The organism is Bradyrhizobium sediminis, from assembly GCF_018736085.1.
In the GTDB taxonomy this organism is placed as follows: Bacteria; Pseudomonadota; Alphaproteobacteria; order Rhizobiales; family Xanthobacteraceae; genus Bradyrhizobium; species Bradyrhizobium sediminis.
This window is the reverse complement of the sequence record NZ_CP076134.1, coordinates 2,344,682-2,370,606: the sequence shown is the minus strand read 5'-3', so window position 1 is coordinate 2,370,606 and position 25,925 is coordinate 2,344,682. Positions and strand designations below refer to the sequence as shown.

General features: G+C 62.9%; 23 protein-coding genes and 1 pseudogene. 16 read left to right on the top strand and 8 right to left on the bottom strand.

Translation table 11 applies throughout. The features are described 5' to 3' along the window. The first annotated feature begins 5 nt into the window (after positions 1–5). Positions 6–1,118, top strand: coding sequence for an endonuclease/exonuclease/phosphatase family protein (locus tag KMZ29_RS11315; protein WP_215623751.1), 1,113 nt, complete (start codon positions 6–8; stop codon positions 1,116–1,118). A gap of 108 nt (positions 1,119–1,226) precedes the next feature. Then, positions 1,227–2,261 (top strand): LOG family protein, encoded by a 1,035-nt coding sequence (locus KMZ29_RS11310; RefSeq protein ID WP_215623750.1) that lies wholly within the window; start codon positions 1,227–1,229, stop codon positions 2,259–2,261. A gap of 602 nt (positions 2,262–2,863) precedes the next feature. Here KMZ29_RS11310 and KMZ29_RS11305 read toward each other — a convergent pair. After that, a pseudogene (locus KMZ29_RS11305) lies at positions 2,864–3,130 on the bottom strand (ABC transporter substrate-binding protein); the annotation flags it as partial. A 474-nt stretch (positions 3,131–3,604) separates the two neighbouring features. Here KMZ29_RS11305 and KMZ29_RS11300 point away from each other — a divergent pair. The 3 genes from KMZ29_RS11300 (at position 3,605) to KMZ29_RS11290 (ending at position 4,860) form a co-directional block, all read left to right on the top strand. Then, complete coding sequence (locus KMZ29_RS11300) at positions 3,605–4,123, top strand: Hsp20/alpha crystallin family protein (RefSeq protein ID WP_215623749.1); 519 nt, start codon at positions 3,605–3,607, stop codon at positions 4,121–4,123. A 179-nt stretch (positions 4,124–4,302) separates the two neighbouring features. Then, positions 4,303–4,527, top strand: a complete 225-nt coding sequence (locus tag KMZ29_RS11295) for a hypothetical protein (protein WP_215606109.1) — start codon at positions 4,303–4,305, stop codon at positions 4,525–4,527. Positions 4,528–4,566: 39 nt separating this feature from the next. Next, complete coding sequence (locus KMZ29_RS11290; RefSeq protein ID WP_215623748.1) at positions 4,567–4,860, top strand: hypothetical protein; 294 nt, start codon at positions 4,567–4,569, stop codon at positions 4,858–4,860. A 199-nt stretch (positions 4,861–5,059) separates the two neighbouring features. Here the strand turns inward: KMZ29_RS11290 and KMZ29_RS11285 are convergent, their stop codons facing one another. Beyond that, entirely contained in the window at positions 5,060–6,667 is a 1,608-nt protein-coding gene (locus KMZ29_RS11285; RefSeq protein ID WP_215623747.1) for an ABC transporter substrate-binding protein, read from the bottom strand. 282 nt (positions 6,668–6,949) lie between these two features. On the opposite strand from KMZ29_RS11285, the gene KMZ29_RS11280 reads away from it, so the two are divergent. The 8 genes from KMZ29_RS11280 (at position 6,950) to KMZ29_RS11245 (ending at position 17,298) form a co-directional block, all read left to right on the top strand. Continuing rightward, positions 6,950–8,080 carry a M20/M25/M40 family metallo-hydrolase gene (locus tag KMZ29_RS11280; protein WP_215623746.1) on the top strand — a complete coding sequence of 377 codons (1,131 nt, stop codon included), beginning with the start codon at positions 6,950–6,952 and terminating at the stop codon, positions 8,078–8,080. 246 nt (positions 8,081–8,326) lie between these two features. Next, complete coding sequence (locus KMZ29_RS11275; RefSeq protein ID WP_215606103.1) at positions 8,327–9,268, top strand: ABC transporter permease; 942 nt, start codon at positions 8,327–8,329, stop codon at positions 9,266–9,268. Continuing rightward, complete coding sequence (locus KMZ29_RS11270; RefSeq protein WP_215606102.1) at positions 9,268–10,158, top strand: ABC transporter permease; 891 nt, start codon at positions 9,268–9,270, stop codon at positions 10,156–10,158. The genes KMZ29_RS11275 and KMZ29_RS11270 overlap by 1 nt, the downstream gene beginning before the upstream one ends. 119 nt (positions 10,159–10,277) lie before the next feature. Further along, positions 10,278–11,927 carry an ABC transporter ATP-binding protein gene (locus KMZ29_RS11265; protein ID WP_215624233.1) on the top strand — a complete coding sequence of 550 codons (1,650 nt, stop codon included), beginning with the start codon at positions 10,278–10,280 and terminating at the stop codon, positions 11,925–11,927. A 193-nt stretch (positions 11,928–12,120) separates the two neighbouring features. Continuing rightward, complete coding sequence (locus KMZ29_RS11260) at positions 12,121–13,656, top strand: M81 family metallopeptidase (RefSeq protein WP_215623745.1); 1,536 nt, start codon at positions 12,121–12,123, stop codon at positions 13,654–13,656. A 6-nt stretch (positions 13,657–13,662) separates the two neighbouring features. Next, positions 13,663–14,835 (top strand): M20 aminoacylase family protein, encoded by a 1,173-nt coding sequence (locus KMZ29_RS11255; protein WP_215623744.1) that lies wholly within the window; start codon positions 13,663–13,665, stop codon positions 14,833–14,835. Continuing rightward, the gene (locus tag KMZ29_RS11250; RefSeq protein WP_215623743.1) at positions 14,828–16,249 is read left to right on the top strand and encodes an amidase; all 1,422 of its coding nucleotides are present in this window, start codon (positions 14,828–14,830) and stop codon (positions 16,247–16,249) included. The genes KMZ29_RS11255 and KMZ29_RS11250 overlap by 8 nt, the downstream gene beginning before the upstream one ends. A 158-nt stretch (positions 16,250–16,407) precedes the next feature. Further along, positions 16,408–17,298 carry a crotonase/enoyl-CoA hydratase family protein gene (locus tag KMZ29_RS11245; protein ID WP_215623742.1) on the top strand — a complete coding sequence of 297 codons (891 nt, stop codon included), beginning with the start codon at positions 16,408–16,410 and terminating at the stop codon, positions 17,296–17,298. 96 nt (positions 17,299–17,394) lie between these two features. On the opposite strand, the gene KMZ29_RS11240 is transcribed toward KMZ29_RS11245, so the two are convergent. The 3 genes from KMZ29_RS11240 to KMZ29_RS11230 all read right to left on the bottom strand — a co-directional run bounded on the left by KMZ29_RS11240 (position 17,395) and on the right by KMZ29_RS11230 (position 19,839). After that, positions 17,395–18,372 carry an NADPH:quinone oxidoreductase family protein gene (locus KMZ29_RS11240; protein ID WP_215623741.1) on the bottom strand — a complete coding sequence of 326 codons (978 nt, stop codon included), beginning with the start codon at positions 18,370–18,372 and terminating at the stop codon, positions 17,395–17,397. Next, a complete protein-coding gene (locus KMZ29_RS11235; RefSeq protein ID WP_215623740.1) occupies positions 18,372–18,980 on the bottom strand; it encodes a 2-hydroxychromene-2-carboxylate isomerase in 609 nt (202 codons plus the stop codon). Before KMZ29_RS11235 ends, KMZ29_RS11240 begins: the two co-directional genes overlap by 1 nt. 154 nt (positions 18,981–19,134) lie before the next feature. Continuing rightward, on the bottom strand, positions 19,135–19,839 hold the full coding sequence (locus KMZ29_RS11230) for a glutathione binding-like protein (protein WP_215623739.1): 705 nt from the start codon (positions 19,837–19,839) through the stop codon (positions 19,135–19,137). A 153-nt stretch (positions 19,840–19,992) separates the two neighbouring features. On the opposite strand from KMZ29_RS11230, the gene KMZ29_RS11225 reads away from it, so the two are divergent. After that, on the top strand, positions 19,993–21,015 hold the full coding sequence (locus KMZ29_RS11225; RefSeq protein ID WP_215623738.1) for a methionine synthase: 1,023 nt from the start codon (positions 19,993–19,995) through the stop codon (positions 21,013–21,015). A gap of 100 nt (positions 21,016–21,115) precedes the next feature. Here KMZ29_RS11225 and KMZ29_RS11220 read toward each other — a convergent pair whose 3' ends face one another. The 3 genes from KMZ29_RS11220 to KMZ29_RS11210 all read right to left on the bottom strand — a co-directional run bounded on the left by KMZ29_RS11220 (position 21,116) and on the right by KMZ29_RS11210 (position 23,152). After that, a complete protein-coding gene (locus KMZ29_RS11220; protein ID WP_215623737.1) occupies positions 21,116–21,739 on the bottom strand; it encodes a hypothetical protein in 624 nt (207 codons plus the stop codon). Positions 21,740–21,850: 111 nt separating this feature from the next. Beyond that, positions 21,851–22,378, bottom strand: coding sequence for a xanthine phosphoribosyltransferase (gene gpt / locus KMZ29_RS11215; protein WP_215623736.1), 528 nt, complete (start codon positions 22,376–22,378; stop codon positions 21,851–21,853). Positions 22,379–22,411: 33 nt separating this feature from the next. Then, a complete protein-coding gene (locus tag KMZ29_RS11210) occupies positions 22,412–23,152 on the bottom strand; it encodes a competence/damage-inducible protein A (RefSeq protein WP_215623735.1) in 741 nt (246 codons plus the stop codon). 220 nt (positions 23,153–23,372) lie between these two features. On the opposite strand from KMZ29_RS11210, the gene KMZ29_RS11205 reads away from it, so the two are divergent. Together KMZ29_RS11205 and KMZ29_RS11200 are read left to right on the top strand one after the other, a co-directional pair. After that, positions 23,373–24,791 (top strand): circularly permuted type 2 ATP-grasp protein, encoded by a 1,419-nt coding sequence (locus KMZ29_RS11205; protein WP_215623734.1) that lies wholly within the window; start codon positions 23,373–23,375, stop codon positions 24,789–24,791. Between the two features lie 185 nt (positions 24,792–24,976). Further along, positions 24,977–25,921: an alpha-E domain-containing protein gene (locus KMZ29_RS11200; protein WP_215623733.1), complete on the top strand. Its 945-nt coding sequence runs from the start codon at positions 24,977–24,979 to the stop codon at positions 25,919–25,921. The last annotated feature ends 4 nt before the right edge of the window (positions 25,922–25,925 follow it).

Below are 25,925 nucleotides of genomic sequence, written 5' to 3'. Positions count from 1 at the left end.
GAAATATGAGACTGGCAGCCTATAACGTCGAGAACCTGTTCGATCGCGCCAAGGCCATGAACCTGGATTCATGGGCAGAAGGCAAACCAATCCTTACGGCATTCGCCAAGCTCAATTCCTTGCTGGGCGAAATTTCCTATTCGACCGCGGACAAGCGCAAGATGGTCGAGCTCATGATCGAGCTCGGTCTGGAGAAAAGCGACAAAGGTCCATTCGTCATCCTTCGACGCAATCATGGTGGATTGGTCAAGAGACCACGCACAGGAGGCTTGGAGATCATCGCCGACGGCAGCGCAGATTGGGTGGGTTCGCTCGAATTGCGTGACGAGCCGATCGACGAAAACGCCGTACGGAATACTGCCCGCGTTCTTGCTGATCTTGAGGCCGATGTCGTCGGGGTGATCGAAGCTGAAAATCGGCCGGCACTGAACGAATTCAATCGGATCATGATTCCGGCGGCTGGCGGAACCGCCTTTCGGCATGTCATGGTGATCGACGGCAACGATGAACGCGGCATCGATGTCGGATTACTTTGCCGCGAGGGATTTGCCATCGATGTGATGCGCAGCCATGTCGATGATCGGATGGCAAATGGCGTCGAGACTTTCTCGCGGGATTGCCCGGAGTATCATCTGACGACTCCAAACGGCAATCGCCTTGTCGTCATGGTCAATCATTTCAAGAGCAAAGGCTACGGCTCGCTTTCCAGCTCAGAAGCCCGCCGCAAAGCGCAGGCCCAACGGGTCAAGGAGATCTACGAGGGCCTGATCCAGCAAGGTGAACAATTCATCGCCGTCGTCGGCGACCTGAACGACACGCCGGACAGCATTCCCCTTGCGCCCCTCATCGGCACGACGACGCTCAAGGATGCGTTCAAGCATCCCAGCTTCGACAATGGCGGCTATCCAGGCACTTACGACAGTTGTTCGGCAGACAAGAAGATCGACTATTTGCTGCTTTCCCCGAAACTTTTCGACAAGGTCATCGCAGGCGGCGTTATCCGCAAGGGCATGTGGCCTGGAGTTCGTCCCAAAAAATGGGACGTGTATGACGAGATCGTCGAAAAGCGGGATGGCGCTTCGGATCATGCCGCAATCTGGGTGGACGTCGATCTCTAACGGTTCGGTTGCGCCGCTCGCCGAGCGCAGCGCTGCCGCATCGGCCATTTGATACGAGCCCTTTTTTCATATGAGGCCAATTAACGCTCGTGGCCGAAGGGACCAAACATGCCGACAGATGACCAATTGCCGTTTCAGCCGATACGCTCCAGTCTTTATAGCTCGCGCGAACTAATGGCCGGCTTCGATGTGGCTGATCCACTTAGTCATGAACGGATTCCGGACTTCCTTATCTACGTTTATTTCGTCATCAAGGGCCGCTCGACGCCGAGAGATCCCTACGCCGGCATGATGGAGGCGGTGCACGATAATTCGATATTGCGCGCGATGTTCAATTTCATTCGCGCGGCAAGGCAACCGATCGCCGCGATCATGGGCGGTCACAAAGAGCCGCGAGGTTCCGCCGCCTACCGGGCCGTTACGGAAATCTCCAAGCGCCTGACGGAGGGGGGATTCCTGATGGCAAGCGGCGGCGGGCCAGGCGCCATGGAAGCAACCCATTTAGGGGCGCTGCTTGCACACAAGGACGCCGCAACCGTGGCAAAATCTATCGATCTTCTTGCTACGCAGCCGGAGCTTCCGAACTCCATGAACATCGTCGACAAGGACGGCGCTGTCGATAAGGCGCTCGTCGCGAAAGTCCATCGATGGGCGGCACCCGCCGTCCAACTGCTCGACAAGCTTGGCGATGGCGGGCGCAGTCTGGCCGTCCCCACCTGGCACTATGGCCACGAGCCACTCACGCCTCTGGCTACCGAAGTGGCCAAGTATTTCCTCAACAGCATTCGTGAAGATGTTCTGCTGGCGCTTGCGACCAACGGTATCATCTTTGCCCCGGGACGCGCGGGCACCCTGCAGGAGGTTTTCCAGGATGCCGCCCAGAACTATTATCGGGGCGACGGCCCTTTCAGTCCGATGATTTTTTTCGACACGAAATTCTGGCGGGAGACGCTTCCCGTCGAACCGCTGCTCGAGGCGTTGTTCGTCAAGAATGGCCATGGTGAACAATACAAGAGCAAAGTTCATTTCACCGATGACATCGACAAGGTCGTCAATATCCTGATTGATCAGAAGGACACCGGCGCCAAAATGATGAGCCGGCTTGAAACGCTCGGCATGTCTCAAATGCTCGCGGATTCATGAGGCGCCGCGAATGAACTCCCTGAATCGCCGCTTCCTGGTTCAGAACTGGCTCAGCTTCACCGCTTTCATGGCAATTTTTTGAACTCGCTGACTTCGCGTCGGCCTCAATCGCAGGCGTTCCGAATTAAACAGGACCGAAGCGCGCCGCCGGAGAATTGCGCACCAATCTAACCCAGCTGCGCCGGCCCGCCGATATCAAACGACGGGTTGGAACTGCCGCGCAGCGGCGACTGCTGATACCGCCTTGGGATTTTGTCATGGCCGGGTTTCGTCCCGGCTATCCGCGTCTTCTAACCCAATTTCCACTTCAATGGCTTCATCCTTCGAAACGCATCGCGGAGCCTGTCATCGGGCGCGTATCCACGCGACCCGTTGGCGATGCTCCTCAAGATGAAGTCTCAGACCCTCATGGTAAGGAGCGCATCTTCGCGCGTCTCGAACCATCAGGACACGGGAAGAAGCGGCAACGATTCAGGCGAACCGGTAGACGCCCTGACTCAGGTGACTGCCGCAAAAACGTGAATGCCCGGCACGAGGCCGGGCATGACGTGTACGCGATAGTCTTGCGCTAGACGGTAAGGACGCGATGCGTCCTCCGCCCCCTACTTCTTCTCGATATTCCAGAACACCGGCGTCGCCGGGCCGTCGAGCACGCCGGAGAGCGATTTGCTCCAGGCGCTGGCCGCGAACTATTGCCCGAGCGGGATGCAGATCGCCTGCTCATAGGCATGCTTCTGCAGATCGCCGGCAATCTTCTTCTGCTCTTCGAGCGAGCCCGCACGCGCAAAGGCATCGCGCAGCTGCTCGACCTTGGCGTCTTCCGCCCGGCCGAACCAGCCGCCCTTGGTGCCGCGGCCGCTGATCGAGACGCGCACGGCGCGCCGCGTATGGTCGTATGAACGACCATGATTTGGAAAATCAATCACGTGATCGGCACCGATCACGTCGTTGCCGGTCCGAAACCGCTCTTACCGGGATTGGGATCAACGAACCGTCACGGTTGAACATGCGTTGCAATGTACGCTCGGTTGCCACAACAATCTGACCGCGGATTTGTCTTAGCGACTCGATGCGTCCAGCCCAGCGGCGCTCAACGCGGCGATAGAAGCTCGATGGGTATTTGCCAGTCATTAGGTCAACCTCACTGACGTGCTCTCTCGCATGCTTCCGATTACATAGTCGCTGATTTTGCTTTTGCGAGCCATGATGCAAGTAGATTCGCTGATTGGCATCACGGCCGGCCTTTCCGGCTCGAAAAAACTTGGCCATTTTGAGCTACGTCAAGGCCATCAGGATCGTGAGGGGCAGGCTTTAAACATTCTCTAGCCTAATGGAGAGAACAGATGAGCCTCCCGAGATTGTGGACCAGTGGCCAAGAGCTTGCATCCGACCCTTTCAGAGCCATTCGGCGCGAAATGGAAAACGCATTGCGTGCATTCGATCAGAGTTCGCCTTCTCCCAGCATTGGGGCGGGCGCGCCGGCAATCAATGTTGCGGAGACAAATGACGCCTTCGAAGTGACAGCCGAACTTCCCGGTGTGGACGAGAAAGATATCAATATCAGCCTGGACGACAACCAGCTGGTCATCTCCGGTGAGAAAAAGGCGGAGAGTACGAAAGAAGAAAAGGACTGGCATGTCGAGGAGCGGAGTTACGGTTCCTTCTATCGATCGATGTTGTTGCCCTTCGAGCCGGAAGACGGGGCCGTCGAAGCTCATTTCGACAAGGGTGTGCTACTTATCACCATAAAGAAGCCCGCCAAGGCGGTGAAGTCCACCAAGACAATCAATATCAAGACAGGCGCTCCACCGAGCACGCCCCCTGTATCGAACAAGGCCGCTGCACCGAACAAGGCCGCATAGTCCTGCGCGGTCATCGCAAGAAACCGGAGATCCGAACCAAGTAAACCAGTTCCGGTCTCCGGATCTTGTCATTCACTTTTCGATGCCGTGATCGAACGAAATTTCAATCCACGGCCTAGTGGAGCTTTCGGTCTCAAAGAGCCCACCTGTTACGCGTCTGCGACATGATGAGAGTTCCGATGAAGAAGCCAGTTCGCTCAACTGACGAGCCTGAGCAGAAGGCACCACGTGCCGACAGGCCACCGACGGAAGGATTTGTGGTGATTGTCGACGGGCACTTCAAGTCAGAGTTTGACACTGTCGAAACTGCTGAAGCATCGGGTCGGAAACTGAAATCGGCTTATCCGATGCTCCAGATCGAAATTTATGACGCCGTTACAAAGGTCCGAACCCTATTGAGCTAGGAAACCTGGCCATCGCGCCTTATTCATCTGGAACGGAAAATGGCCCTCCTGAAAAGAGAACTGTACCGTCAGGTAAAAGGCCCCGAGATCACACACGAGGATCGTTGTTCCCTTGTCTTCGATACGGACACCAAAAGTCTGTATGTCGAGCGAGAAGTGGCGCATTTGGAGGCAAGCATTGGGGGCAAAGTCGAATACCAAACAGCGACAATGGATATCGCCGATTATCTAACGCAAGGTGGTCAAACCGCTGGACACCGCGAACTCTGGCGCTTGCTGAGAGCGCTCTTCAATGAGAGCAGCGACAGCGCCGAATCCTGTCTTGAGACATAGCTTCTTCGTATTTCTTCACGACCACATCCAGGAACTACGCATCCGCTCCATATCTGATACCGAATGGCCGACCTACGTCCCGGCCATCCACGTCTTCATACTTGGTCGCTTGCCGCAAAAACGTGGATGCCCGGCACAAGGCCGGGCATGACGATGGTTTCGAGTTGGACTCTCTGAGCGACGGCGTCGCCCCCGCCCCCTACTTCTTCTCGATATTCCAGAACACCGGCGTGGCCGGGCCGTCGAGCACGCCGGAGAGCGATTTGCTCCAGGCGCTGGGGGCGAAATACTGCCCGAGCGGGATGTAGATCGCCTGCTCATAGGCATGCTTCTGCAGGTCGGCGGCGATCTTCTTCTGTTCTTCGGGCGAGCCCGCACGAGCAAAGGCATCGCGAAGCTGCTCGACCTTGGCGTCTTCCGCCCAGCCGAACCAGCCGCCCTTGGTGCCGCGGCCGCCGATCGATACGTTGACGACGGGGTTGGCCACGTCGGCGCCGACCCAGTTGGTGAAGAACATGTTCCAGCCGCCCTCCTTGACCGGCTTCTGGCTGGCGCGGCGGGTCACCACGGTCTGCCAGTCGGTGGCCTGCACGTCGACCTTGAAGCCGGCTTCGCGCAGCAATTGCGCGGCCACGATCGGCTGCGCCTTCAGCGTGACGACGTCGCCCGGCGCCATCACCACGATCGGCGTGCCGTCATAGCCGGACTCGGCGAGCAGCTTCTTGGCTTCCGCCATGCCGTTGCCCTTCACCAGCGTCTCCGAGCCGACGTCGGTGGCGAGCGGCGTATCGCAGATGAAGATCGCGCCGCAGATCTTGTAGTATTTGGGATTGCCGACCAGCGCGTCGAGCACCGGCTTCTGGCTCATGGCCAGGAACGCGGCGCGGCGTACCTTGACGTTGTCGAACGGCGGAAGAGTGAAGTTCATCCGCCCCAGCGTCTGGAAGCCGAACTTGTTCAGGATTTCGATCTTGATGTCCTTGTTGGCCTCCAGCACCGGCAACAGGTCGAAGGACGGGTTTTCCATGAAATCGATGTCGCCGGATTGCAGCGCGTTCACTGCGGTCTGCGCATCGGGCATCGTCACCCATTCGACGCGGTCGACCTTGACCACCTTGCCGCCGGCGGTCCAGCTCGCCGGCTCCTTGCGCGGCACGTAGTCGGCGTTCTTGACATAGATCGCCTTCACGCCGGGCTGGAATTCGGCCTGCACGAATTTGAACGGGCCGGAACCGACCTGCTCGGCGATCGCCTTGCCGGCCGGCGTTTCCGCCAGCCGCTTCGGCATCATGAACGGCACCAGCGACGACGGCTTGCCGAGCGACTCCAGCACCAGGCCGTAGGGCTCCTTCAGCTTCAGCACGATGGTCTTGGCGTCTGGCGCCTCGATGCTGGCGGTGAAGTCCATCAGCTTCTGGCCCATGCCGTCGTTCTTGCCCCAGCGCTTCAGCGAGGCCACGCAGTCTTCCGCGGTGACCGGCGCGCCGTCATGCCACTTCAGGCCGTCGCGCAACGTGAAGGTGTAGGTGAGCTTGTCGCCGGAGACTTTCCACTCCGCCATCTGCGGCTGGATCTTGAAGTTGGCATCGGTCGCCACCAGCGTGTCGTAGACCATGTAGCCGTGATCGCGGGTGATGTAGGCGGTGGTGAGCCCGGGATCGAGCACGCGCAAATCGGAGTGCATCACCGCGGTGATGGTCTTGCCGGCGGCGATCGCCTGCGATGTCGCGGCCGCCGAAAGAGCGAGGACCGATAGCGCGACACCTGAAGCTATCGCGGTAGGTTTCCAGCGCGGGATGTGGAACATTGGTTTGTCTCCTGACGTGAAACTGGTCAAACTCAGATTATTCGTTATGCATGCGGCGCGTTATTTAGGCGCGCGCTAACACGCTGTAACTCCGAAGCATTTGAGCCTTGCATCAAGTGCGTTGCGCGTCAATCGGGTTTTAGCGCAAGTGTGCGCGGCGAATGCGCCGCACAACGGCGCGCAAGTTTCACTTTACAAACTCGCCGCCGGTCATTCTCGTAAGCCTGTCGCCGAGAGCCGGCGCGCCAAGAAAGCATCCCGTTCAAGAACCAAGAGAAGCCCATGAACCCCGCCAACCTTCCTTTCGATTCCGAGGCCATGCTGCAGGGGCTGCGCGGCTGGGTGGAATGCGAAAGTCCGACTTTCGACGCGCCCGCGGTCGAGCGCATGCTCGATATCGCCGCGCGCGACATGGCGATCATGGGCGCCTCGATCGAGCGCATCGCCGGCCGGCAGGGTTTTGGCGGCTGCGTCCGCGCGCGCTTTCCGCATCCGAAAGCGGGCGAGCCCGGCATCCTGATCGCGGGCCATCTCGATACCGTGCATCCGATCGGCACGCTGGAAAAGCTGAAGTGGCGGCGCGAGGGCAACAAATGTTACGGTCCCGGCATCTTCGACATGAAGGGCGGCAATTACCTCACCCTGGAAGCGATCCGGCAGCTGGCGCGCGCGTCCTTCACCACGCCGCTGCCGATCACCGTGCTGTTCACGCCTGACGAGGAAGTCGGCACACCGTCGACCCGCGACATCATCGAGGCCGAAGCCGCACGCAACAAATATGTGCTGGTGCCGGAGCCGGGCCGCCCGGACAACGGCGTCGTCACCGGGCGCTACGCCATCGCGCGGTTCAATCTGGAAGCCATCGGCAAGCCGAGCCATGCCGGCGCCACCCTCGCCTCGGGCCGTTCCGCGATCCGCGAAATGGCGCGGCAAATCCTCGCCATCGACGCCATGACGACGGCGGACTGCACCTTCTCGGTCGGCATCGTGCATGGCGGCCAATGGGTCAACTGCGTCGCCACCACCGCTACCGGCGAGGCGCTGAGCATGGCCAAGCGCCAGGCCGATCTCGACCACGGCGTGGAGCGGATGCTGGCGCTGTCCGGCTCCGCCAATGACGTTACCTTTAAAGTCACGCGCGGCGTGACCCGGCCGGTCTGGGAGCCCGACGCCGGCACCATGGCGCTGTATGAAAAGGCGCGCGGCGTCGCCGAGCAAATGGGCGTCGAGCTGCCGCATGGCAGCGCCGGCGGCGGCTCCGACGGCAATTTCACCGGCGCGATGGGCATCCCGACCCTCGACGGCCTCGGCGTCCGCGGCGCCGACGCGCATACGCTGAACGAACACATCGAGATCGACAGCCTCGCCGAACGCGGCCGCCTGATGGCCGGCCTGCTGGCGACGCTGGAGTGATGGCACTTTTGTGCATTCCCGATGGCACAGGATTTGCTAACCTTGCATCGGGGCCGCAGAGTGCGAGAGTGACGTCATGATGGATTTCTGCAGCATTCCCCAATCTCAATACGTCGTCCCTGCGAAAGCAGGGACCCAAAACCACAGGCCTGTGTTGTCGTTCCAAACGTCTGCTCCAGCATTCCATCGAGAGTTCCCGGCGTATGGGTCCCTGCTTTCGCAGGGACGACGAAGTGGGGGCGTCTGATGCTCGGATACCTGCTTCGACGTGTGCTGGCCGCCATTCCCGTGATGGGCGTGGTGGCGCTGTTCGTGTTTCTGTTGCTGCGGCTGACGCCGGGCGATCCCGCCGCGATTCTCGCCGGCGACAATGCAACCCCCGAGCAGCTCGAGCGCATCCGCATTTCGCTCGGCCTGCATGAGCCGCTCTACACCCAGTTCTTCACCTGGGTCGGCAAGCTCCTGCACGGCGACCTCGGCGTCTCCCTGATCTCGAACGTGCCGGTGCTGAAGATGATCAGCCAGCGGGTCGAGCCGTCGATCTCGATCGCGCTGTCGACCATCATCCTCGCCATCGTGGTCGCGGTGCCGCTCGGCGTCATCGCGGCCTGGAAACACGGCACATGGATCGACCGCTTCGTGATGGGACTGTCGGTGCTCGGCTTCTCGGTGCCGGTGTTCGTGATCGGCTATGTGCTGATCCAGGTCTTTGCGATCGAACTGCGCTGGCTGCCGGTGCAGGGATTCAAGAGTATCACCGCGGGCTTCGGCCCGTTCTTCGAACGCATCATCCTGCCGACCTGCACGCTGTCCTTTATCTATGTCGCGCTGATCGCGCGCATGACCCGGGCTGCAATGCTCGACGTGCTCGGCGAGGATTATGTGCGCACCGCCCGCGCCAAGGGCATCAATGAGACCGGCGTGCTGTTGCGCCATGCGCTACGCAACGCCGCGGTGCCGGTCATCACCGTGATCGGCACCGGATTCGCGCTTCTGATCTCCGGCGTGGTCGTCACCGAGAGCGTGTTCAACCTGCCCGGCATCGGACGGCTCACCGTCGATGCCGTGCTGGCGCGCGATTATCCCGTCATTCAGGCGATGATCCTCTTGACGTCGCTGATCTATGTCACGGTCAATCTGTTGATCGACGTCGCCTATACCCTGCTCGACCCGAGGATCCGGTACTGATGGCCATCGAAACCGTTCCAGAGCCGTCGATCCCGATCACCACGCCGTTCCGGCCGGGGCTCGGATTTCTGACGGCAACCCCAATCATCGCCGCGGCGACGGTCTGCCTGTCGCTGGTGATCCTGTCGGCGATTTTCGCGCCGCTGCTTTCGCCGCACGATCCCCTGCTGCTGGCGCCGGCACAGCGGCTGAAGCCGGCCAGCGCGCAGTTCCTGCTCGGCACCGACGCCTATGGCCGCGACGTGCTGTCGCGCATTCTCTATGGCGGACGGATTTCGCTGTTGATCGGTCTCGGCGCCGCCGTGTTCTCGATCGGCATCGGGCTCTTGATCGGCCTCGTCTCCGGCTTCTTCAAATGGGTCGACGCGGTGATGATGCGCGTGATGGACGGCCTGATGGCGATCCCGAGCATCCTGCTGGCGATCGCCGTGGTGTCGCTGTCGGGCGCCAGCCTGACCACGGTGCTGGTCGCGATCACGATTCCCGAAATCCCGCGCGTGGCGCGGCTGGTGCGCTCGGTGGTGCTGTCCGCGCGCGAGGAACCCTATGTCGAAGCCGCGATCTCGGTCGGCTCCAGCCTGCCCAAGATCATGTGGCGGCATCTGATGCCGAACACGGTGGCGCCCCTGATCGTGCAAGGCACTTATGTCTGCGCGTCCGCCATTCTCACCGAGGCGATCCTGTCGTTCCTCGGCGCCGGCATCAACCCGGAGACGCCGACCTGGGGCAACATCATGGCCGAGGGCCGCGCCTATTTTCAGATCAAGCCGTCGCTGATCTTCTGGCCGGGCCTGTTGCTTTCGATCGCGATCCTCAGCGTCAATTTGATCGGCGATGCCGCGCGCGACGCGCTCGATCCCCGCATGAAGCAGCGGGAGGGCGGCAAGTGAAGGTGTTTCATCCCGTCATTGCGAGCGCAGCGAAGCAATCCATCGCGCCGCAGAAAGAAAGAATGGATTGCTTCGTCGCAAGTGCTCCTCGCAATGACGATGGTGAGAGAACGATGAACATGAAACCCCTCGTCCTCGACATCGACAATCTCGTGGTCGGCCTCGGCAACAAGCCGGGCAACCAGCGGGTGCTCGACGGCGTCTCGCTGCAGGTCCGCGAAGCCGAGACGCTGTGCCTGGTCGGCGAAAGCGGTTCCGGCAAGTCCGTCACCTCGTTGACGGTGATGGGCCTGTTGCAGAAGGGCTCGCTGGTGGCATCCGGCGGCAGCATCAAGCTGGTCGGCGAGGAACTGCTCAGCGCCAGCGACCGCCGCCTGCGGCAATTGCGCGCCACCACCATGGCGATGATCTTCCAGGAGCCGATGACCGCGCTCAATCCGGTGGTGCCGGTCGGCCGCCAGATCGACGAGGTGCTGCGCGCTCACACCGATCTCGACGCCCGCGCGCGCAGGAAGCGCATCCTCGACATGATGGAGCAGGTCCGGCTGCCCGAGGTCGAGCGCATCTTCGCCTCCTACCCGCACCGGCTCTCCGGCGGCCAGCGCCAGCGCATCATGATCGCGATGGCGCTGGTGCTGGAACCGAAACTGCTGATCGCGGACGAGCCGACCACCGCGCTCGACGTCACCACGCAGAAACAGATCCTCACTTTGATCCGCGACCTGCAAAGGGATCACGGCACCGCCGTTCTCTTCATCACCCACGACATGGGCGTGGTCGCCGAGATCGCCGACCGCGTCGCCGTGATGCGCCAGGGCCGGCTGGTCGAGACCGGCGCGCTCGACACCATCCTGCGCACGCCCACCATGGAATACACCCGCAACCTGCTGTCGGCGGTGCCGAGCCTGATCCCCCGCGCGGCGCGGCCGGAATCGACGGAGCCGGTGGTGCTGGAAGCCAACGAACTCGGCAAGGTCTACCGCGAACGCTCGTTCTTCGGCGGCGTCCGCGAAGTGGCAGCGGCCAAGGACGTCACGCTCACGTTGCGCAAGGGCCGCACGCTCGGCATCGTCGGCGAAAGCGGTTCCGGCAAATCCACGGTGGCACGCTGCATCGTCCGGCTGATCGATCCAACCTCCGGCGGCATTCGCCTCGCCGGCCGCGAAATCTCCGACCTGTCGCGGCGGCTGCTGCAGCCGCACCGGAAGCGCATCCAGATCATCTTCCAGGACCCCTATCGTTCGCTCAATCCGCGCATCACCGTCGGCGAGACCATCGCCGAGGGGCCGATCAATTACGGCATGCCGCGCGCTGAAGCGCTGGCCAAGGCGCGCGAACTGCTGGAACTGGTCGACCTGCCGGCGGACGCGATCTCGCGCTATCCGCACCAGTTCTCCGGCGGCCAGCGCCAGCGCATCGCGATTGCACGCGCGCTGGCGCTCGACCCCGACGTGCTGGTGGCGGACGAAGCGGTGTCGGCACTCGACGTCTCGGTGCAGGCGCAGGTTTTGGAACTGCTCGACGAAATCCAGACCAGGCTCGGCATCGCACTGTTGTTCATCACCCACGATCTGCGGGTGGCGGCGCAGATCTGCGACGACGTCGCCGTGATGCAGCACGGCCGCATCGTCGAACAGGGCCCGGCGGCCGAGGTGCTGACCCATCCGCAACAGGCCTATACCCGCGCACTGCTCGACGCCGCCCCTGGGCGGGAATGGGATTTTGCGAATTTCCGGCCGGTGGCGGAAGCGACTCCTGCGACGGCATAGAACAATGTTCGTCATTCCGGGATGGTCCGAAGGACCAGACCCGGAATCTCGAGATTCCGGGTTCGATGCTGACGCATCGCCCCGGAATGACAGAGCGCCCATGCGGCATGCAAAACGGAATTGCTTCGTCGCTTGCGCTGGCCGCAATGACGAGTCTAACGTCGCGCGCACGAACCACTGACCGAGATCATTGATGACCCGTATCGCCATTGGCGGCTTCCTGCACGAAACCAATACTTTTGCGCCGACCAAGGCAACCTATGCCGATTTCGTGCATGGCGGCGGCTGGCCGTCGATGGCGCATGGCGGCGATATTCTGACGACGATGCGCAACATCAATGTCGGGCTGGCCGGTTTCATCGGCGCGGCGCAAGCCCGCGGCTGGGAGATAGCGCCGACCATCGCCTGCGCCGCCAGCCCGTCGGCGCACGTCACCGAGGACGCCTATGAGCGCATCGTCAAGGCGATGGTCGACGGCATCAAAGCCGCAGGTCCGCTGGATGCGGTTTATCTCGACCTGCACGGCGCCATGGTGTCAGAACATTTCGACGACGGCGAAGGTGAAATCCTCCGGCGCGTGCGCGCGGTGATCGGCAACGATCTGCCGCTGGTGGCCAGCCTCGACCTGCACGCCAATGTTACGCCGGAAATGGTCGAACATGCCGATGCGCTCATCGCCTACCGCACCTATCCCCATGTCGACATGGCCGACACCGGCCGCGCCGCCGCCGAGCACCTGGCGCTGTTGCTCGACACCGGACACAAATACGCAAAAGCGTTCCGGCAATTGCCGTTCCTGATTCCGATCAGTTGGCAATGCACCAACGACCAGCCGACCAAAGGCATCTACCAGAAGCTGGCGGCGATGCAGAGCGACGCGGTGCCGACGCTGTCCTTTGCGCCGGGTTTTCCGGCGGCGGATTTTGCCCATTGCGGGCCGAGCGTGTTCGCCTATGGCCGGACGCAAGCTGATGCGGATGCGGCGGCCGACCAGCTCGCCGCGCTGGTCGAGGGCCACGAAGACGATTTCGACGGCCGCATCTTCACGCCCGACGAGGGCGTGCTGCACGCGATGGAGCTGGCGACGCGCGCGACGAAGCCGGTCATCATTGCCGACACCCAGGACAATCCCGGCGCCGGCGGCGATTCCGACACCACGGGCATGCTGCGCGCGCTGGTGCGCAACAACGCAACCAAAGCCGCGATCGGCGTGATCCACGATCCAGAGTCGGCATTGGCCGCACATGCTGCAGGTGTTGGCGCCGTCGTCACGCTGGCGCTCGGCGGCAAATCGGGCATCCCAGGCGATGAACCATATGAAGAAACCTTCGTCGTCGAGGAATTATCCGATGGAAAATTCGTCGCGCCGGGTCCGTATTACGGCGGCCGCGACATGGACATGGGACCGTCGGCTTGCCTGCGCATCGGCGACGTTCGGGTGGTCGTGGGATCCTACAAGGCGCAGCTCGCGGACCAATCGATGTACCGCTATGTCGGCATCGAGCCGACCGAGCAGTCCATCCTCGTCAACAAGAGCTCGGTGCATTTCCGCGCCGATTTCGAGCCGATCGCCGAAAAGCTCCTGATCTGCGCCGCGCCCGGCGCGATGCCGGCCGACACCGCCGCCCTGCCCTGGACGCGGCTGCGCGCGGGCGTGCGCATCCGGCCGAACGGTCCCGCCTTCGCGCCCGAAACCGAATCACGTTCAACGTCGTCTGCAACCGGATAACTGATCATGCCCAACATCGAACGTATCGACGGCTATGCCGACGAACTCACCGCCATCCGCCGCGACCTGCACGCGCATCCCGAGATCGGCTTCGAGGAGGTCCGCACCTCCGGGATCGTCGCCGACAAGCTGACGCAATGGGGCATCGAGGTGCATCGCGGGCTCGGCGGCACCGGCGTGGTCGGCGTCCTCAGGGGCAAGGGCGCCGGCACCAAGCGGATCGGCTTGCGCGCCGACATGGACGCGCTGCCGATGGAAGAGAACACCAATCTGCGCTGGCGCTCGACCATTCCCGGCCGCTTCCACGGCTGCGGCCATGACGGCCACACCACCATGCTGCTCGGCACCGCGCGCTATCTCGCCGAAACCCGGAACTTCGACGGCACCGTGCATTTCATCTTCCAGCCGGCGGAAGAAGGCCTCGGCGGCGCCCGCGCCATGATCAAGGACGGGCTGTTCGAGAAATTCCCCTGCGACGAGATCTACGGGCTGCATAATGCGCCCGACCTGAACCATGGCGAGATCGCCATCCTGCCGGGACCGGCGATGGCCGGCGCCGACTTCTTCGACATCACCATCTCGGGCTATGGCGCGCATGGCGCGATGCCGGAGCGCTCGAAGGACCCGGTCGTGATCGCGATGACGCTCGGCCAGGCGCTGCAGACCATCGTCAGCCGCAACGTCGATCCGCTGCAGTCGGCGGTGCTGTCGATCACCCAGATCCATTCGGGCTCCGCCTACAACGTGATCCCGGGCGAGGCCAAACTGTGCGGCACCGTGCGGGCCTTTTCCGACGAGGTTCGCGCGATGATCCGCGAACGGATGCGCGCGCTCTGCGCCGGCATGGCCACAGCCTTCCATGTTGAGATCGTCGCCGACATCCGCGATACTTTCGGCGTGCTGGTGAACGAGGAAGAGCAGTCCAGCGTGGTCGAGGCCGTGGCGCGCACGGTGGTCGATCCCACCAAGGTCTTCACCCGGTCGCAGCCGAAGATGGGCAGCGAGGATTTCGCCGACATGCTGCAAGCGGTGCCCGGCGCCTATTTCTGGCTCGGCCATGAGGGCTCGGTGCCCGTGCATAACCCCGGCTATGTGCTGGATGACAAGATCCTGCCGATCGGCGCCAGCATGTTCGCGCGCATCATCGAAACCCGGCTTCCGGTAGGCGCCGATGCATAAACCGGCATCCGACGACGCGATCACGTCGCTGCACGACCTTTCCGCCGTCGACCTGATCGCCGGCTTTCGCGCCAAGCAGTTTTCGCCGTCGGAGGTGCTGGAAGACGTGCTGACGCATATCGCGGTGTGGGAGCCGCATATCAAGGCGCTGTACGCCTTCGATCCCGACGGCGCGCGCGCCACCGCCAGGGCCTCGACCGAGCGCTGGCAAAAGGGCGAGCCGATGGGCACGCTCGACGGCGTCCCCGTCACCATCAAGGAGAACATCGCCACCAAGGGCGTGCCGGTGCCGCTGGGGGCGGCCAGCGTCAAACTGGTGCCGGCGCCGGCGGATGCGCCGCCGGCGGCGCGCTTGCGCGAAGCGGGTGCGGTGATCTTCTCCAAGACCACCATGCCGGACTACGGCATGCTGTCGTCGGGCCTCTCCAGTTTCCATCCCCTCACCCGCAATCCCTGGGACGTCAGCAAGAACCCCGGCGGCTCCAGCGCCGGCGCCGGTGCAGCCGGCGCCGCAGGTTACGGCCCGCTGCATCTCGGCACCGACATCGGCGGTTCGGTGCGGCTGCCGGCATGCTGGTGCGGCCTGGTCGCGCTGAAGCCGAGCCTCGGGCGGGTTCCGATCGATCCGCCTTATGTCGGCCGGATCGCAGGTCCGATGACCCGCACCGTCGACGACGCCGCATTGATGATGAGCGTGTTGTCGCGGCCCGACCGCCGCGACGGCATGAGCCTGCCGCCCAATGACATCAACTGGAAGGCGCTGGAAAAGTCGCCGCGCAAGCTGCGCATCGGCTTGATGCTGGATGCCGGAACTGGCCAGGCGCTGGAGAAGGACGTGCGCGAAGTCGCCGTCAAGGCTGCGGAAGCCTTCGAATCCGCGGGCGCGGTCGTCACCGAAGTCGACGGCATCATGACGCGCGAGATGCTCGACGGGCTCGACAATTTCTGGCGCGCGCGGATGTGGGACGACCTGTCCAGGCTGACGCCGGCCGAGCGCGCCAAGGCGCTGCCCTATATCTACCAATGGGCGGAGACCGCGACAAAACTGTCGGGCGTCGACGTCATCAGGGGTTTCAACGCCACCATGGCGATTCGATCAGCGGCGGCGAAACTGTTCTGTGAAATCGACTATGTGATCTCGCCGGTGTCGCCGGTGGTGAACTTCGCCGCCGAACTCGCCGCCCCGATCAACGATCCCGACAAGCCGTTCGAGCACATCGCCTATACCGTGCCCTGGAACATGTCGGAAAATCCGGCCGCCTCGATCAACGGCGGTTTCGACAAGAAGGGATTTCCGATCGGCGTCCAGATCATCGGCCGCCGCTTCGACGACATCGGCGTGCTCGGCATGGCCAAGGCGTTCGAGGGATTGCGCGGGCCGCAACGGCCGTGGCCCAGCCCGCCGAGGAAGTAGAACGGCACGCGCTAATCGTCATGCGCGGGCCTGACCCGCGCATCCATCTTCTTGAAGAAGATGGATTGCCGGGTCACCTAGCGCAAAGACGCGCTTTGCGCTTTTGCCCGGCAATGACGAAATGCAATCAAAGCAAAAGCGAGAGGAAACCGCACCCAATGGCCTACGAGACCATCAAATACGAGGTCGACGAACAGATTCTCACCATCACCTTGAACCGGCCGGACAAGCTCAACGCCTTCAACGGCTCCATGCAGCAGGAATTGATCGACGCTTTCGATGCCGCCGACAAGGACGACAATGTCAGGGCTATCATCGTCACCGGCGCGGGGCGCGGCTTCTGCGCCGGGGCTGACCTCTCCTCGGGCGCCGACACCTTCGACCGCGACGCGCGGCGCGGGCCGGTGAAGCGGCTGGCCAACGGCAAGGTCGACTACAGCGATCCCCAGGTGCGCGACGGCGGCGGCACGGTGACGCTGCGCATCTTCAAATGCCTGAAGCCCGTGATCGCCGCGGTGAACGGCCCGGCGGTCGGCATCGGCGCCACCATGCTGCTCCCGATGGATATCCGCATCGCCTCCGAGAATGCCCGGATCGGCTTCGTGTTCTCCCAGCGCGGCATCGTGCCGGAAGCGGCGTCGAGCTGGTTTCTGCCGCGCCTGGTCGGTATCGCCCAGGCGCTGGAGTGGTGTTACACCGGCCGGGTGTTTCCGGCGCAGGAAGCCTTGGCCGGCCGCCTCGTCAGCAAGGTGGTGCCGCCGGACGACCTGCTGCCGACGGCGCGCGCGCTGGCCAAGGAGATTACCGCCAAGACCGCGCCGGTCTCGCTGGCGCTGATCCGGCAGATGATGTGGCGCATGCTGGGCGCCGACGATCCGATGGAAGCCCACAAGATCGACAGCCGCGGCATCTATGCCCGCGGTCGCTCCGACGACGTCAAGGAAGGCGTCGTGTCGTTCCTGGAAAAGCGCCCGGCGGTGTTCAAGAACAAGGTGTCAGCAGACATGCCCGACTATTTCCCATGGTGGGAAGAGCGGGAGTATAAATAACCAAAGGCGTCGTTGCGAGGAGCAAAGCGACGAAGCAATCCACTCTTGTTTTGCGGCCTGATGGATTGCTTCGCTTCGCTCGCAATGACGGCGGGGCTACCGCATCGTCAGCGCCACGCGCCCGATCGCCTTGCGGTCGATCAGGAGCCGCATCGCCTTCGCATACTCTTCCAGCGGCAAGCGGTGCGAGACGTTGGGACGGATTTTCCCCTGCTCGGCCCATTCCACCAAAGCCTTCAACCGCACCGCCGCCAGTTCAGGATTTCGCCGCACGGCCTCGCCGGCGCGGACGCCGAGCACGCTGGCGCCCTTGATCAGCAACAGGTTGGTGCGGGCAAGCCCGATACCGCCGGTGAAGCCGATCACCAGAAGCCGCGCGCCCCAATTGATACAGCGCATGCTGTTCTCGAACACCTCGCCTCCGACGGGATCGAACACCACATCGGCGCCGCGCCCGCCGGTGATGCGCTTGACGGCGTCGCGGAATGGTTCGCGGCTGTAGAGCACCAGGTGGTCGGCGCCGCGCGCCTTTGCGACCGCGAGCTTTTCTTCGGATGACGCCGCCGCGATCACGGTCGCCCCTAACATCTTGCCCATCTCGACCGCGGCCAGTCCAACGCCGCCGCCGGCGCCGTGCACCAGCAACACTTCGCCTGATTGAACCTTGCCGCGATCGATCAGCGCGTGATAGGCGGTGCCATGGCCGGCGAGAAAGGTCGCGCCTTCCGCGTAATCGAAGGTCGACGGCAACGGCGTCAGCTGCGACGGCGCCACCACGGCCTCGTCGGCATAGGCGCCGTGCCGCATCTTGACGATCACCCTGTCGCCGACCGCGACACCGCCGACATCGGCGCCGACCTCGGCGACCTCACCGGCGGCTTCCACCCCCGGCGTGAACGGCAGCGGCGGCTTGAGCTGGTACTCACCCGCCGCCATCAGGATGTCGGGAAAGTTGATCCCGGCGGCATGGATGGCGACGCGCACCTCGCCCGGCGCCAGCGGCGCCGAGGCAAAGCTTTCCAGGCGCAGGCTCTCGGGCGGACCGAGTTCGCGGCAGACGACTTTCTTCGGCATCAGGCCGCCCGCGCCTTGAGCCGCTGCAGCGCTTCGCGGATCAGCGGCATCCGGTCGTTGCCGAAATACATGTCGGTCTTGTCGATGAAGATGGTCGGCGAGCCGAACCCGCCGCGCGCCATCACTTCATCCGTATTGGCCTTGAGCTGATCCTTGATCGCCTGCTCGCCGATCCCGGCGAAGAACTTTTGCGGGTCGACGCCGACGCCTTTGCAGACCTCGGTCAGCACTTCGTCCTTCGAGATGTCTTTGTCTTCACCCCAATAGGCCTCGAATACCGCGCGCGCGAACGGCACCATGTCCTTGCCCAACCAGATGCAGCCGCGCATTGCTTTCACGCTGTTCACCGGGAACACCGTCGGTGGCATCTTGATCGCAAGCCCTGCCGAGCGCGCCCAGTCGGCGAGGTCCTTCTTCATGTAGCGCGCCTTCAGCGGCACCGGCGTCTCCCGCGAGGCATAGACGCTCGGGTTGACGGTGTTGAAGATGCCGCCGACCAGGATCGGCCGCCACGAAATCTCGACGCCGAACTCCTTGGCGACCGGCTGGATGTTGTGGAAGGCGAGATAGGTCCAGGGGCTGGAGCAGTCGAAGAAGAATTCGATCATGATGTTTCCTCATTGCCGCGTCTGAGCGCGATTTCCGTTGTTGAACTTTGCTCTATCACCGTCATTGCGAGCGAAGCGAAGCAATCCAGCTTCCTTCTTGGCGCAGCAAAGCTGGATTGCTTCGTCGCTTCGCTCCTCGCAATGACGGGGTCTCCTATTTCTGCTTCGCCAGCTCCTTCGCGGCCTGGCCGAACATGATCCTGCGGGATTCCTCGTCGAACGGCTCCTTGACGAATTTGCCGATCGCAAGCCCCGCCTGCACCTGCGGCCGGGCGCGGACTACAGCGTACCAGCGTTTGACGTTGGGGTAATCGTCGAGCGTGAAGCCCTGCGCCTTGTGGGTCATGGTCCAGGGGAAGCAGGCGATGTCGGCGATCGAATAGTCATCGCCGGCGACGTAAGCCCCGGTCTTGCCCAGTTGGCGGTCGAGCACGCCATAGAGCCGCGCCGCCTCGTCGCGGTAACGCTCGATCGCGTAGGGGATCTTCTCGCTGGCGTAGAGCGCGAAATGGCCGTGCTGGCCGAGCATCGGACCGAGCCCGCTCATCTGCCACATCAACCATTGCAGGACGTTGGATCGCGCCCGCATTTCCCTGGGCAGAAAACGGCCGGTCTTGTCGGCGAGGTAAATCAGGATCGCGCCGGTCTCGAACACCGAAAACGGCTCGCCGCCGCCGGCGGGCGCATGGTCGACGATGGCGGGAATCCGGTTGTTCGGGCTGATGGCGAGAAATTCCGGCTTGAACTGGTCGCCGGAGCGGATGTTGACGGGAATCACGGTGTAGGGAAGCCCGAGTTCCTCCAGCATGATCGAGATTTTCCAGCCGTTCGGCGTCGGCGCATAGTGCAGGTCGATCATGGGAGTTCCGCCATTCCTGATCGGGCCACCCTAAAGCAGAGTTTAGCCGGGTTGAAGCCTCCGCATCGTCATGGCCGGGCACGACGGGCATATGTACCAGGAGCGCGAGACATGGCAGATAGACGTCCAAATCAAAACGACGAGGATTCGCCAATGCTGTTTCCAACCACGATCGCAGGCTCGCTGCCGAAGCCGGAATGGCTGGCCGAGCCCAATACGCTGTGGGCGCCCTGGAAATCGAAAGGCGCGGAACTGGCGCGGGCCAAGCGCGACGCCACTTTGCTGGTGCTGAAACTGCAGGAAGACGCCGGCATCGATATCCTCACCGAGGGCGAGCAGTCGCGCCAGCACTTCGTTCACGGCTTCCTGGAGAAGATCGAAGGCATCGATTTCGCCCACAAGGTCGAGATGGGAATCCGCAAAGACCGCTACAAGGCGATGGTGCCGCAGGTGGTGTCGCCGTTGCGGCTGAAGGGCCGGGTCCATGCCGACGAGGCTCGCGTCGCCCGCACCCATACCACGCGGAAATTGAAATTCACCCTGCCCGGCCCGATGACCATCATCGACACCATCGCCGACCAGTATTACGGCGACCGCGTCAAGATGGCGTTCGCCTTTGCCGAACTGCTCAACGAGGAAGCGAGAGCCTTGCAGGCCGACGGCGTCGACGTGATCCAGTTCGACGAGCCCGCCTTCAACGTCTACATGGACGAGGTCTCCGACTGGGGCATCAAGGCGCTGGAGCGCGCCGCCGAAGGCCTGACCTGCGCCACCGCCGTCCACATCTGCTACGGCTACGGCATCAAGGCCAATACCGACTGGAAGGAAACGCTGGGAGCCGAGTGGCGGCAGTACGAGGATATCTTCCCGGCGATCGCCAAAAGCCCGATCCAGCAGGTCGCGATCGAATGCCGCAATTCCAGGGTGCCGCTGGAGTTGCTCGCTTTGCTCAAGGGCAAGATCGTGCAGGCCGGTGTCATTGATGTCGCCAGCGACACCGTCGAGACCGCCGAGGATGTGGTCAAGGTGATCGAGGCGGTCTCGAAATTCGTGCCTGTCAGCAACATCGTCGCCACCACCAATTGCGGCATGGCGCCGATGCATCGCGATATCGCAGAGGCCAAATTGATGGCGCTCGGCGCGGGGGCGAAGCTGGCAAGGCAGGAGCTGGGGTGAGAATTTCCGTCATTGCGAGCGGAGCGAAGCAATCCAGCTTGCCGCGCGAAGAAGGAAGTTGGATTGCTTCGTCGCTTCGCTCCTCGCAATGACGAGGCAACTACGCCATCAATTCCACTGCACTCGGATGCAGCACCGGGCTATATCCGGCGGCGAGCGCCCGCAGGGTCGAGGGCGGTGTCAGCAGCATGGGGCCCCAGATCGTGTTCGGCGCGGCGCGATAACCGGCTGGCGACCATTTTAGCGGCCGGCCCTGCACGATCAGATAGCTCTCCGTCCCTTCCTGCAACATCGCGCCGTCGGGCAATTCGCCCAATGGCACCGCAAGCGCATATAGCCGCTTCTTGCCGCCGTCGAGCCGCTCGCGGTGAAGCACTGCGTCGATATCGCGCGCGAGAACACGGCTGACGCCATTGCCCTGCTCCCACGCTGCACGAAACCGGTTGGCGTCGTCGCGGCGGCAGTAGAAACAGGGGCGATGGCCGGCTGCGAGCGCAGTGGCCTCGTCGAGAAAGAACAGTTCGGTCCAGCTCCGTCCCCCCATCACCTCACGCCGCCGTCCCCGGAATTCGCAGACGCAGGTGAGCCACGCCTGGCTCGCCCAGCGCCGCGTCAGTGTTTTGGTCCCGGGATCGTGGATGATGCCGCGATTGCCGGTGAACATCCCGCGATGCGGGGTGGCGATGATTTCGCCTGTCGGCGTGACCCGGTTTTGCAGCGGCATGGTGCGAGTCCGATCATTCCCCGCCGTCATTCCGGGGCGATGCGGAGCATCGAACCCGGAATCTCGAGATTCCGGGTTCACGCTTCGCGTGCCCCGGAATGACGACCCTTATCACCCCGCGCCGTCGCGGATCGGCGGCTGGAACGACAGCGCGGTGTCCCAGGGAAAGTGGATCCAGGTGTCCTGCGACACTTCGGTGATGAAGGTATCGACCAGCGGCCGGCCCTGCGGCTTGGCGTAGACGGCAGCGAAATGCGCGTCGGGCAGCATCTCGCGCACCAGCCGCCCGGTCTTGCCGGTATCGACGAGATCGTCGACGATGAGCAACCCCTTGCCGGTGCCGCCGCCGAGTTTGGCGATATCGGCCGAAACACCTTTCAGCACCCTCAGCTCGCCCTGCTGGTCGTGATCGTAGCTCGCAACGCAAACGGTATCGATCACGCGAAGACCGAGTTCGCGCGCGACGATCGCCGCCGGCACCAGTCCGCCGCGGGTAATCGCGATGATGGCGTGAAACGGCCCGACCTCGTTGAGCCGCCAGGTCAGCGCCCGGCAATCCCGGTGAAACTGGTCCCATGAGACCGGGAATGGCTTGCCGGCCCGCTCCAGCGCGCCGGGTTCCGAATGATTATTCACCACGCTGCTCTCGCTCCGCTTTCAGTGATCGATCCGCTAGCGGGTGGTGACGTTCAGTCCCGCCAGCATTTCCTTCACCGCGTTCATCGCGGCCGTCAGCTTCTCGGGATCGCGCGAACGGACGACGAGATTGGTGTTCGGCTTCTTCTCGTCGTCGAGAAACGGATAGCTGCCGATCACGGTGTCGGGATGCGCCTTAGCTATTTCCCGCAACGGACCGCCGACATCGCCTTCCCGCGCATTGGCGCGCACCGATTCCGACAGCATCCGGACACCCGATTTCAGCTTCGGCGCGACGATGTCCATCATCGCCTGCATGATCGTGGGGACCCCTGCCATGACGATGACATTGCCGATCTTGAAGCCCGGCGCGAGAATGGTCGCGCTCTGGATCAGGTCGGCGCCGTCGGGAATCCGCGCCATGCGCAGCCGCGCCTCGTTCAGGTCCTGTTCGCTCCAGCGCTCCTTGAAGCGGGCCACCACCTCGGGATGATGGTCGATGCCGACCCCGAACGCCTTGGCGACGGCGTCGGCAGTGATGTCGTCATGGGTCGGCCCGATGCCGCCGGTGGTAAAGACGTAATCGTAGCGATGGCGCAGCGCGTCCAGCGCCGCGATGATGTCGGATTCCTCGTCGGCGACGACGCGGACCTCCTTGAGGTCGATCCCGATATTGGTCAGGTATTCGGCGATGAAGCCGATATTCTTGTCCTTGGTCCGCCCGGACAGGATTTCGTCGCCGATAACAAGAATTCCCGCGGTGACGATCTCGCTCATAACCTCTCCTCGCCCTCTATAGTGACTTTGCGCAAGCAACGCATTGAAGTCACGGGGTTTTGCTGCCGAAATAAGCACCCAGCCGCCGTTTTTTCAGGCAATGCCTCGAGCACCCATACCAAATGCCGCGTGTGAATGCATATCGCGCTGGCCCGGCCCTTGCTACCATCCCTTTCAGTCATGCACTGTCTCGCATGGCCTTGAAAAAGCGTCGGGGTATATGGCAGTTGCGTTCGATGAGATGAATGGGCCCGGCGGCGACCTCCGCCCGGCCTACCGGGAGCTGGCCCGCTGGCTGAAGGAGACGCCGCCCGACGCGCTGGAATATCGGCGCCAGGAGGCGGAGTTGCTGTTCCGCCGGATCGGCATCACCTTTGCCGTCTATGGCGACGCCGAGGCCCAGGAGCGGCTGATACCCTTCGACGTGATCCCGCGGATCATATCGGCCAAGGAATGGGCGATCCTCGAAAAAGGCCTGAAGCAGCGGGTGCGCGCGCTCAACATGTTCCTGCGCGACATCTATCACGGCCGCGACATCCTGCGCGCCAACATCGTTCCCGACGACCTGATCTTCCAGAACCCGGTGTTCCGGCCGGAAATGAACGGCCAGGACGTGCCGCACGACGTCTATGTGCACATCGCCGGCATCGACATCGTCCGCGTCAATCCGGAAGAGTTCTTCGTTCTGGAGGACAACGCGCGCACGCCGTCCGGCGTCTCCTACATGCTGGAAAACCGCGAAATCATGATGCGGCTGTTTCCAGACCTGTTCGCCCGCCACCGCGTCGCACCTGTGGAAAAATATCCGGACGAATTGCTGTCGGCGCTGCGCTCGGTGGCGCCGCTCGGCGCCTCGGCCGAGCCGACGGTGGCGCTGATGACGCCCGGCGTCTACAACTCCGCCTATTACGAGCATTCGTTTCTCGCCGACAAGCTCGGCATCGAGCTGGTCGAGGGCCGCGACCTCATCGTCAAGAACGACGAGGTGTTCATGCGCACCACCGAGGGCCTGAAACGGGTCGACGTGATCTACCGCCGCGTCGACGACGACTTTCTCGATCCCCTCACCTTCCGTCCGGATTCGGCGCTCGGCGTGCCCGGGCTGATGTCGGCCTATGCCGCCGGCAACGTCACGCTCGCCAATGCGGTCGGCACCGGCATCGCCGACGACAAGGCGGTCTATTCCTACATGCCGGAGATCGTGAAGTTCTATCTCGGCGAGGAACCTATCCTGAAGAACGTGCCGACCTGGCGCTGCCGCGAGCCGAGGGACCTGTCCTACGTGCTCGACCATCTGAGCGAACTGGTGGTCAAGGAAGTGCACGGTTCCGGCGGTTACGGCATGCTGATCGGGCCGGCGGCGACCAAGGCCACGATCGAGGCCTTCCGCGACAAGCTCAAGCGCGAGCCCGAGGGTTTCATCGCCCAGCCGACGCTGGCGCTGTCGACCTGCCCGACCTGCACCGAATCAGGGCTCGCGCCGCGCCATGTCGACTTGAGGCCGTTCGTGTTGACCGGCAGCAACCACGTCACCATCGTGCCGGGCGGGCTGACGCGGGTGGCGCTGAAGGAAGGCTCGCTGGTAGTGAATTCCAGCCAGGGCGGCGGCACCAAGGACACTTGGATACTGGACGAGTAGAATTTGGATTCCGGATGAATAGACGCGAGTGGCGAATAGTGAATGGCGAATGGCGAACGGGGCATCGAGCAGCCGTTCCGCGCCGGCGCGCGTTACCACTCGCCATTCGCTATTCGCCACTCGCACGTCGAATTACCCCCCTCCCCAACCCTCCCCCGCAAGGGGGGAGGGAGAAGAGTTGACGCATGCTGTCGCGCACTGCCGAAAACCTGTACTGGCTGGCCCGCTATGTCGAACGCGCGGAATATCTCGCGCGCACCATCGAGGCGACGCTGCGCGTCACGGCGCTGCCGAACACCTATATCGGCAAGACCAACGAATGGGATTCGGCGCTGTTGACCGCCGGCGTCAGCGCCAGTTTCTACGAAGTCTACGACGAAGCCGACGAGCACAACGTCGTCGATTATCTGTCGTTCTCACCTAGCAATCCCTCCTCGATCAAGAACTGCATCGAAAACGCCCGGCTCAATTCGCGCTCGGTGCGGACCGCGCTGACATCGGAGATGTGGGACACCATCAACTCCGCCTGGATCGACCTGCAGGAAGTCTGGGGCAAAGGCACCAAGACCCGGGAGGAACTGGCGCGGTTCCTGCGCTTCGTGCAGGAAACCTCGTTGCGCTTCGACGGCTCGGCCTACCGCACCATGCTGCGCAACGACGCCTACTGGTTCTCGCGGCTCGGCCTGCATCTGGAGCGCGCCGACAACACCGCCCGCATCCTCGACGTCAAGTATCACGTGCTGTTGCCCGAGGAAGAGCATGTCGGCGGCCCGCTCGATTACTACCAGTGGACCTCGATCCTGCGCTCGGTCTCGGCGCTGACCGCCTATCACTGGGTCTATCGCGAAACGCTGAAACCGTGGCTGATCGCCGACCTGCTGATCCTCAACGACTCGCTGCCGCGCTCATTGGCGAGCTGCTACGGCAACCTGGTGCGCAACCTCGACCAGATCGGCGTCGCCTATGGCCGCCAGGGCGCCGCCCAGCGCCATGCCCGCGGCGTGCGCAACCGGCTGGAACACAGCCACATGGACGACATCTTCCAGCACGGCGTCCACGAGTTCATCCAGGAATTCATTGCGGATAATTCGAGGCTCGGCGAAATCATCACCAAGCAGTACCTGATCTAGCGCC

What these genes read in the sequence shown, in the direction of transcription:
- KMZ29_RS11315 (WP_215623751.1), top strand. Translation starts at nt 6, where the DNA reads ATGAGACTGGCAGCCTATAACGTCGAGAACCTGTTCGATCGCGCCAAG.
- KMZ29_RS11310 (WP_215623750.1), top strand. Translation starts at nt 1,227, where the DNA reads ATGCCGACAGATGACCAATTGCCGTTTCAGCCGATACGCTCCAGTCTT.
- KMZ29_RS11300 (WP_215623749.1), top strand. Translation starts at nt 3,605, where the DNA reads ATGAGCCTCCCGAGATTGTGGACCAGTGGCCAAGAGCTTGCATCCGAC.
- KMZ29_RS11295 (WP_215606109.1), top strand. Translation starts at nt 4,303, where the DNA reads ATGAAGAAGCCAGTTCGCTCAACTGACGAGCCTGAGCAGAAGGCACCA.
- KMZ29_RS11290 (WP_215623748.1), top strand. Translation starts at nt 4,567, where the DNA reads ATGGCCCTCCTGAAAAGAGAACTGTACCGTCAGGTAAAAGGCCCCGAG.
- KMZ29_RS11285 (WP_215623747.1), bottom strand. Translation starts at nt 6,667, where the DNA reads ATGTTCCACATCCCGCGCTGGAAACCTACCGCGATAGCTTCAGGTGTC.
- KMZ29_RS11280 (WP_215623746.1), top strand. Translation starts at nt 6,950, where the DNA reads ATGAACCCCGCCAACCTTCCTTTCGATTCCGAGGCCATGCTGCAGGGG.
- KMZ29_RS11275 (WP_215606103.1), top strand. Translation starts at nt 8,327, where the DNA reads ATGCTCGGATACCTGCTTCGACGTGTGCTGGCCGCCATTCCCGTGATG.
- KMZ29_RS11270 (WP_215606102.1), top strand. Translation starts at nt 9,268, where the DNA reads ATGGCCATCGAAACCGTTCCAGAGCCGTCGATCCCGATCACCACGCCG.
- KMZ29_RS11265 (WP_215624233.1), top strand. Translation starts at nt 10,278, where the DNA reads ATGAAACCCCTCGTCCTCGACATCGACAATCTCGTGGTCGGCCTCGGC.
- KMZ29_RS11260 (WP_215623745.1), top strand. Translation starts at nt 12,121, where the DNA reads ATGACCCGTATCGCCATTGGCGGCTTCCTGCACGAAACCAATACTTTT.
- KMZ29_RS11255 (WP_215623744.1), top strand. Translation starts at nt 13,663, where the DNA reads ATGCCCAACATCGAACGTATCGACGGCTATGCCGACGAACTCACCGCC.
- KMZ29_RS11250 (WP_215623743.1), top strand. Translation starts at nt 14,828, where the DNA reads ATGCATAAACCGGCATCCGACGACGCGATCACGTCGCTGCACGACCTT.
- KMZ29_RS11245 (WP_215623742.1), top strand. Translation starts at nt 16,408, where the DNA reads ATGGCCTACGAGACCATCAAATACGAGGTCGACGAACAGATTCTCACC.
- KMZ29_RS11240 (WP_215623741.1), bottom strand. Translation starts at nt 18,372, where the DNA reads ATGCCGAAGAAAGTCGTCTGCCGCGAACTCGGTCCGCCCGAGAGCCTG.
- KMZ29_RS11235 (WP_215623740.1), bottom strand. Translation starts at nt 18,980, where the DNA reads ATGATCGAATTCTTCTTCGACTGCTCCAGCCCCTGGACCTATCTCGCC.
- KMZ29_RS11230 (WP_215623739.1), bottom strand. Translation starts at nt 19,839, where the DNA reads ATGATCGACCTGCACTATGCGCCGACGCCGAACGGCTGGAAAATCTCG.
- KMZ29_RS11225 (WP_215623738.1), top strand. Translation starts at nt 19,993, where the DNA reads ATGCTGTTTCCAACCACGATCGCAGGCTCGCTGCCGAAGCCGGAATGG.
- KMZ29_RS11220 (WP_215623737.1), bottom strand. Translation starts at nt 21,739, where the DNA reads ATGCCGCTGCAAAACCGGGTCACGCCGACAGGCGAAATCATCGCCACC.
- KMZ29_RS11210 (WP_215623735.1), bottom strand. Translation starts at nt 23,152, where the DNA reads ATGAGCGAGATCGTCACCGCGGGAATTCTTGTTATCGGCGACGAAATC.
- KMZ29_RS11205 (WP_215623734.1), top strand. Translation starts at nt 23,373, where the DNA reads ATGGCAGTTGCGTTCGATGAGATGAATGGGCCCGGCGGCGACCTCCGC.
- KMZ29_RS11200 (WP_215623733.1), top strand. Translation starts at nt 24,977, where the DNA reads ATGCTGTCGCGCACTGCCGAAAACCTGTACTGGCTGGCCCGCTATGTC.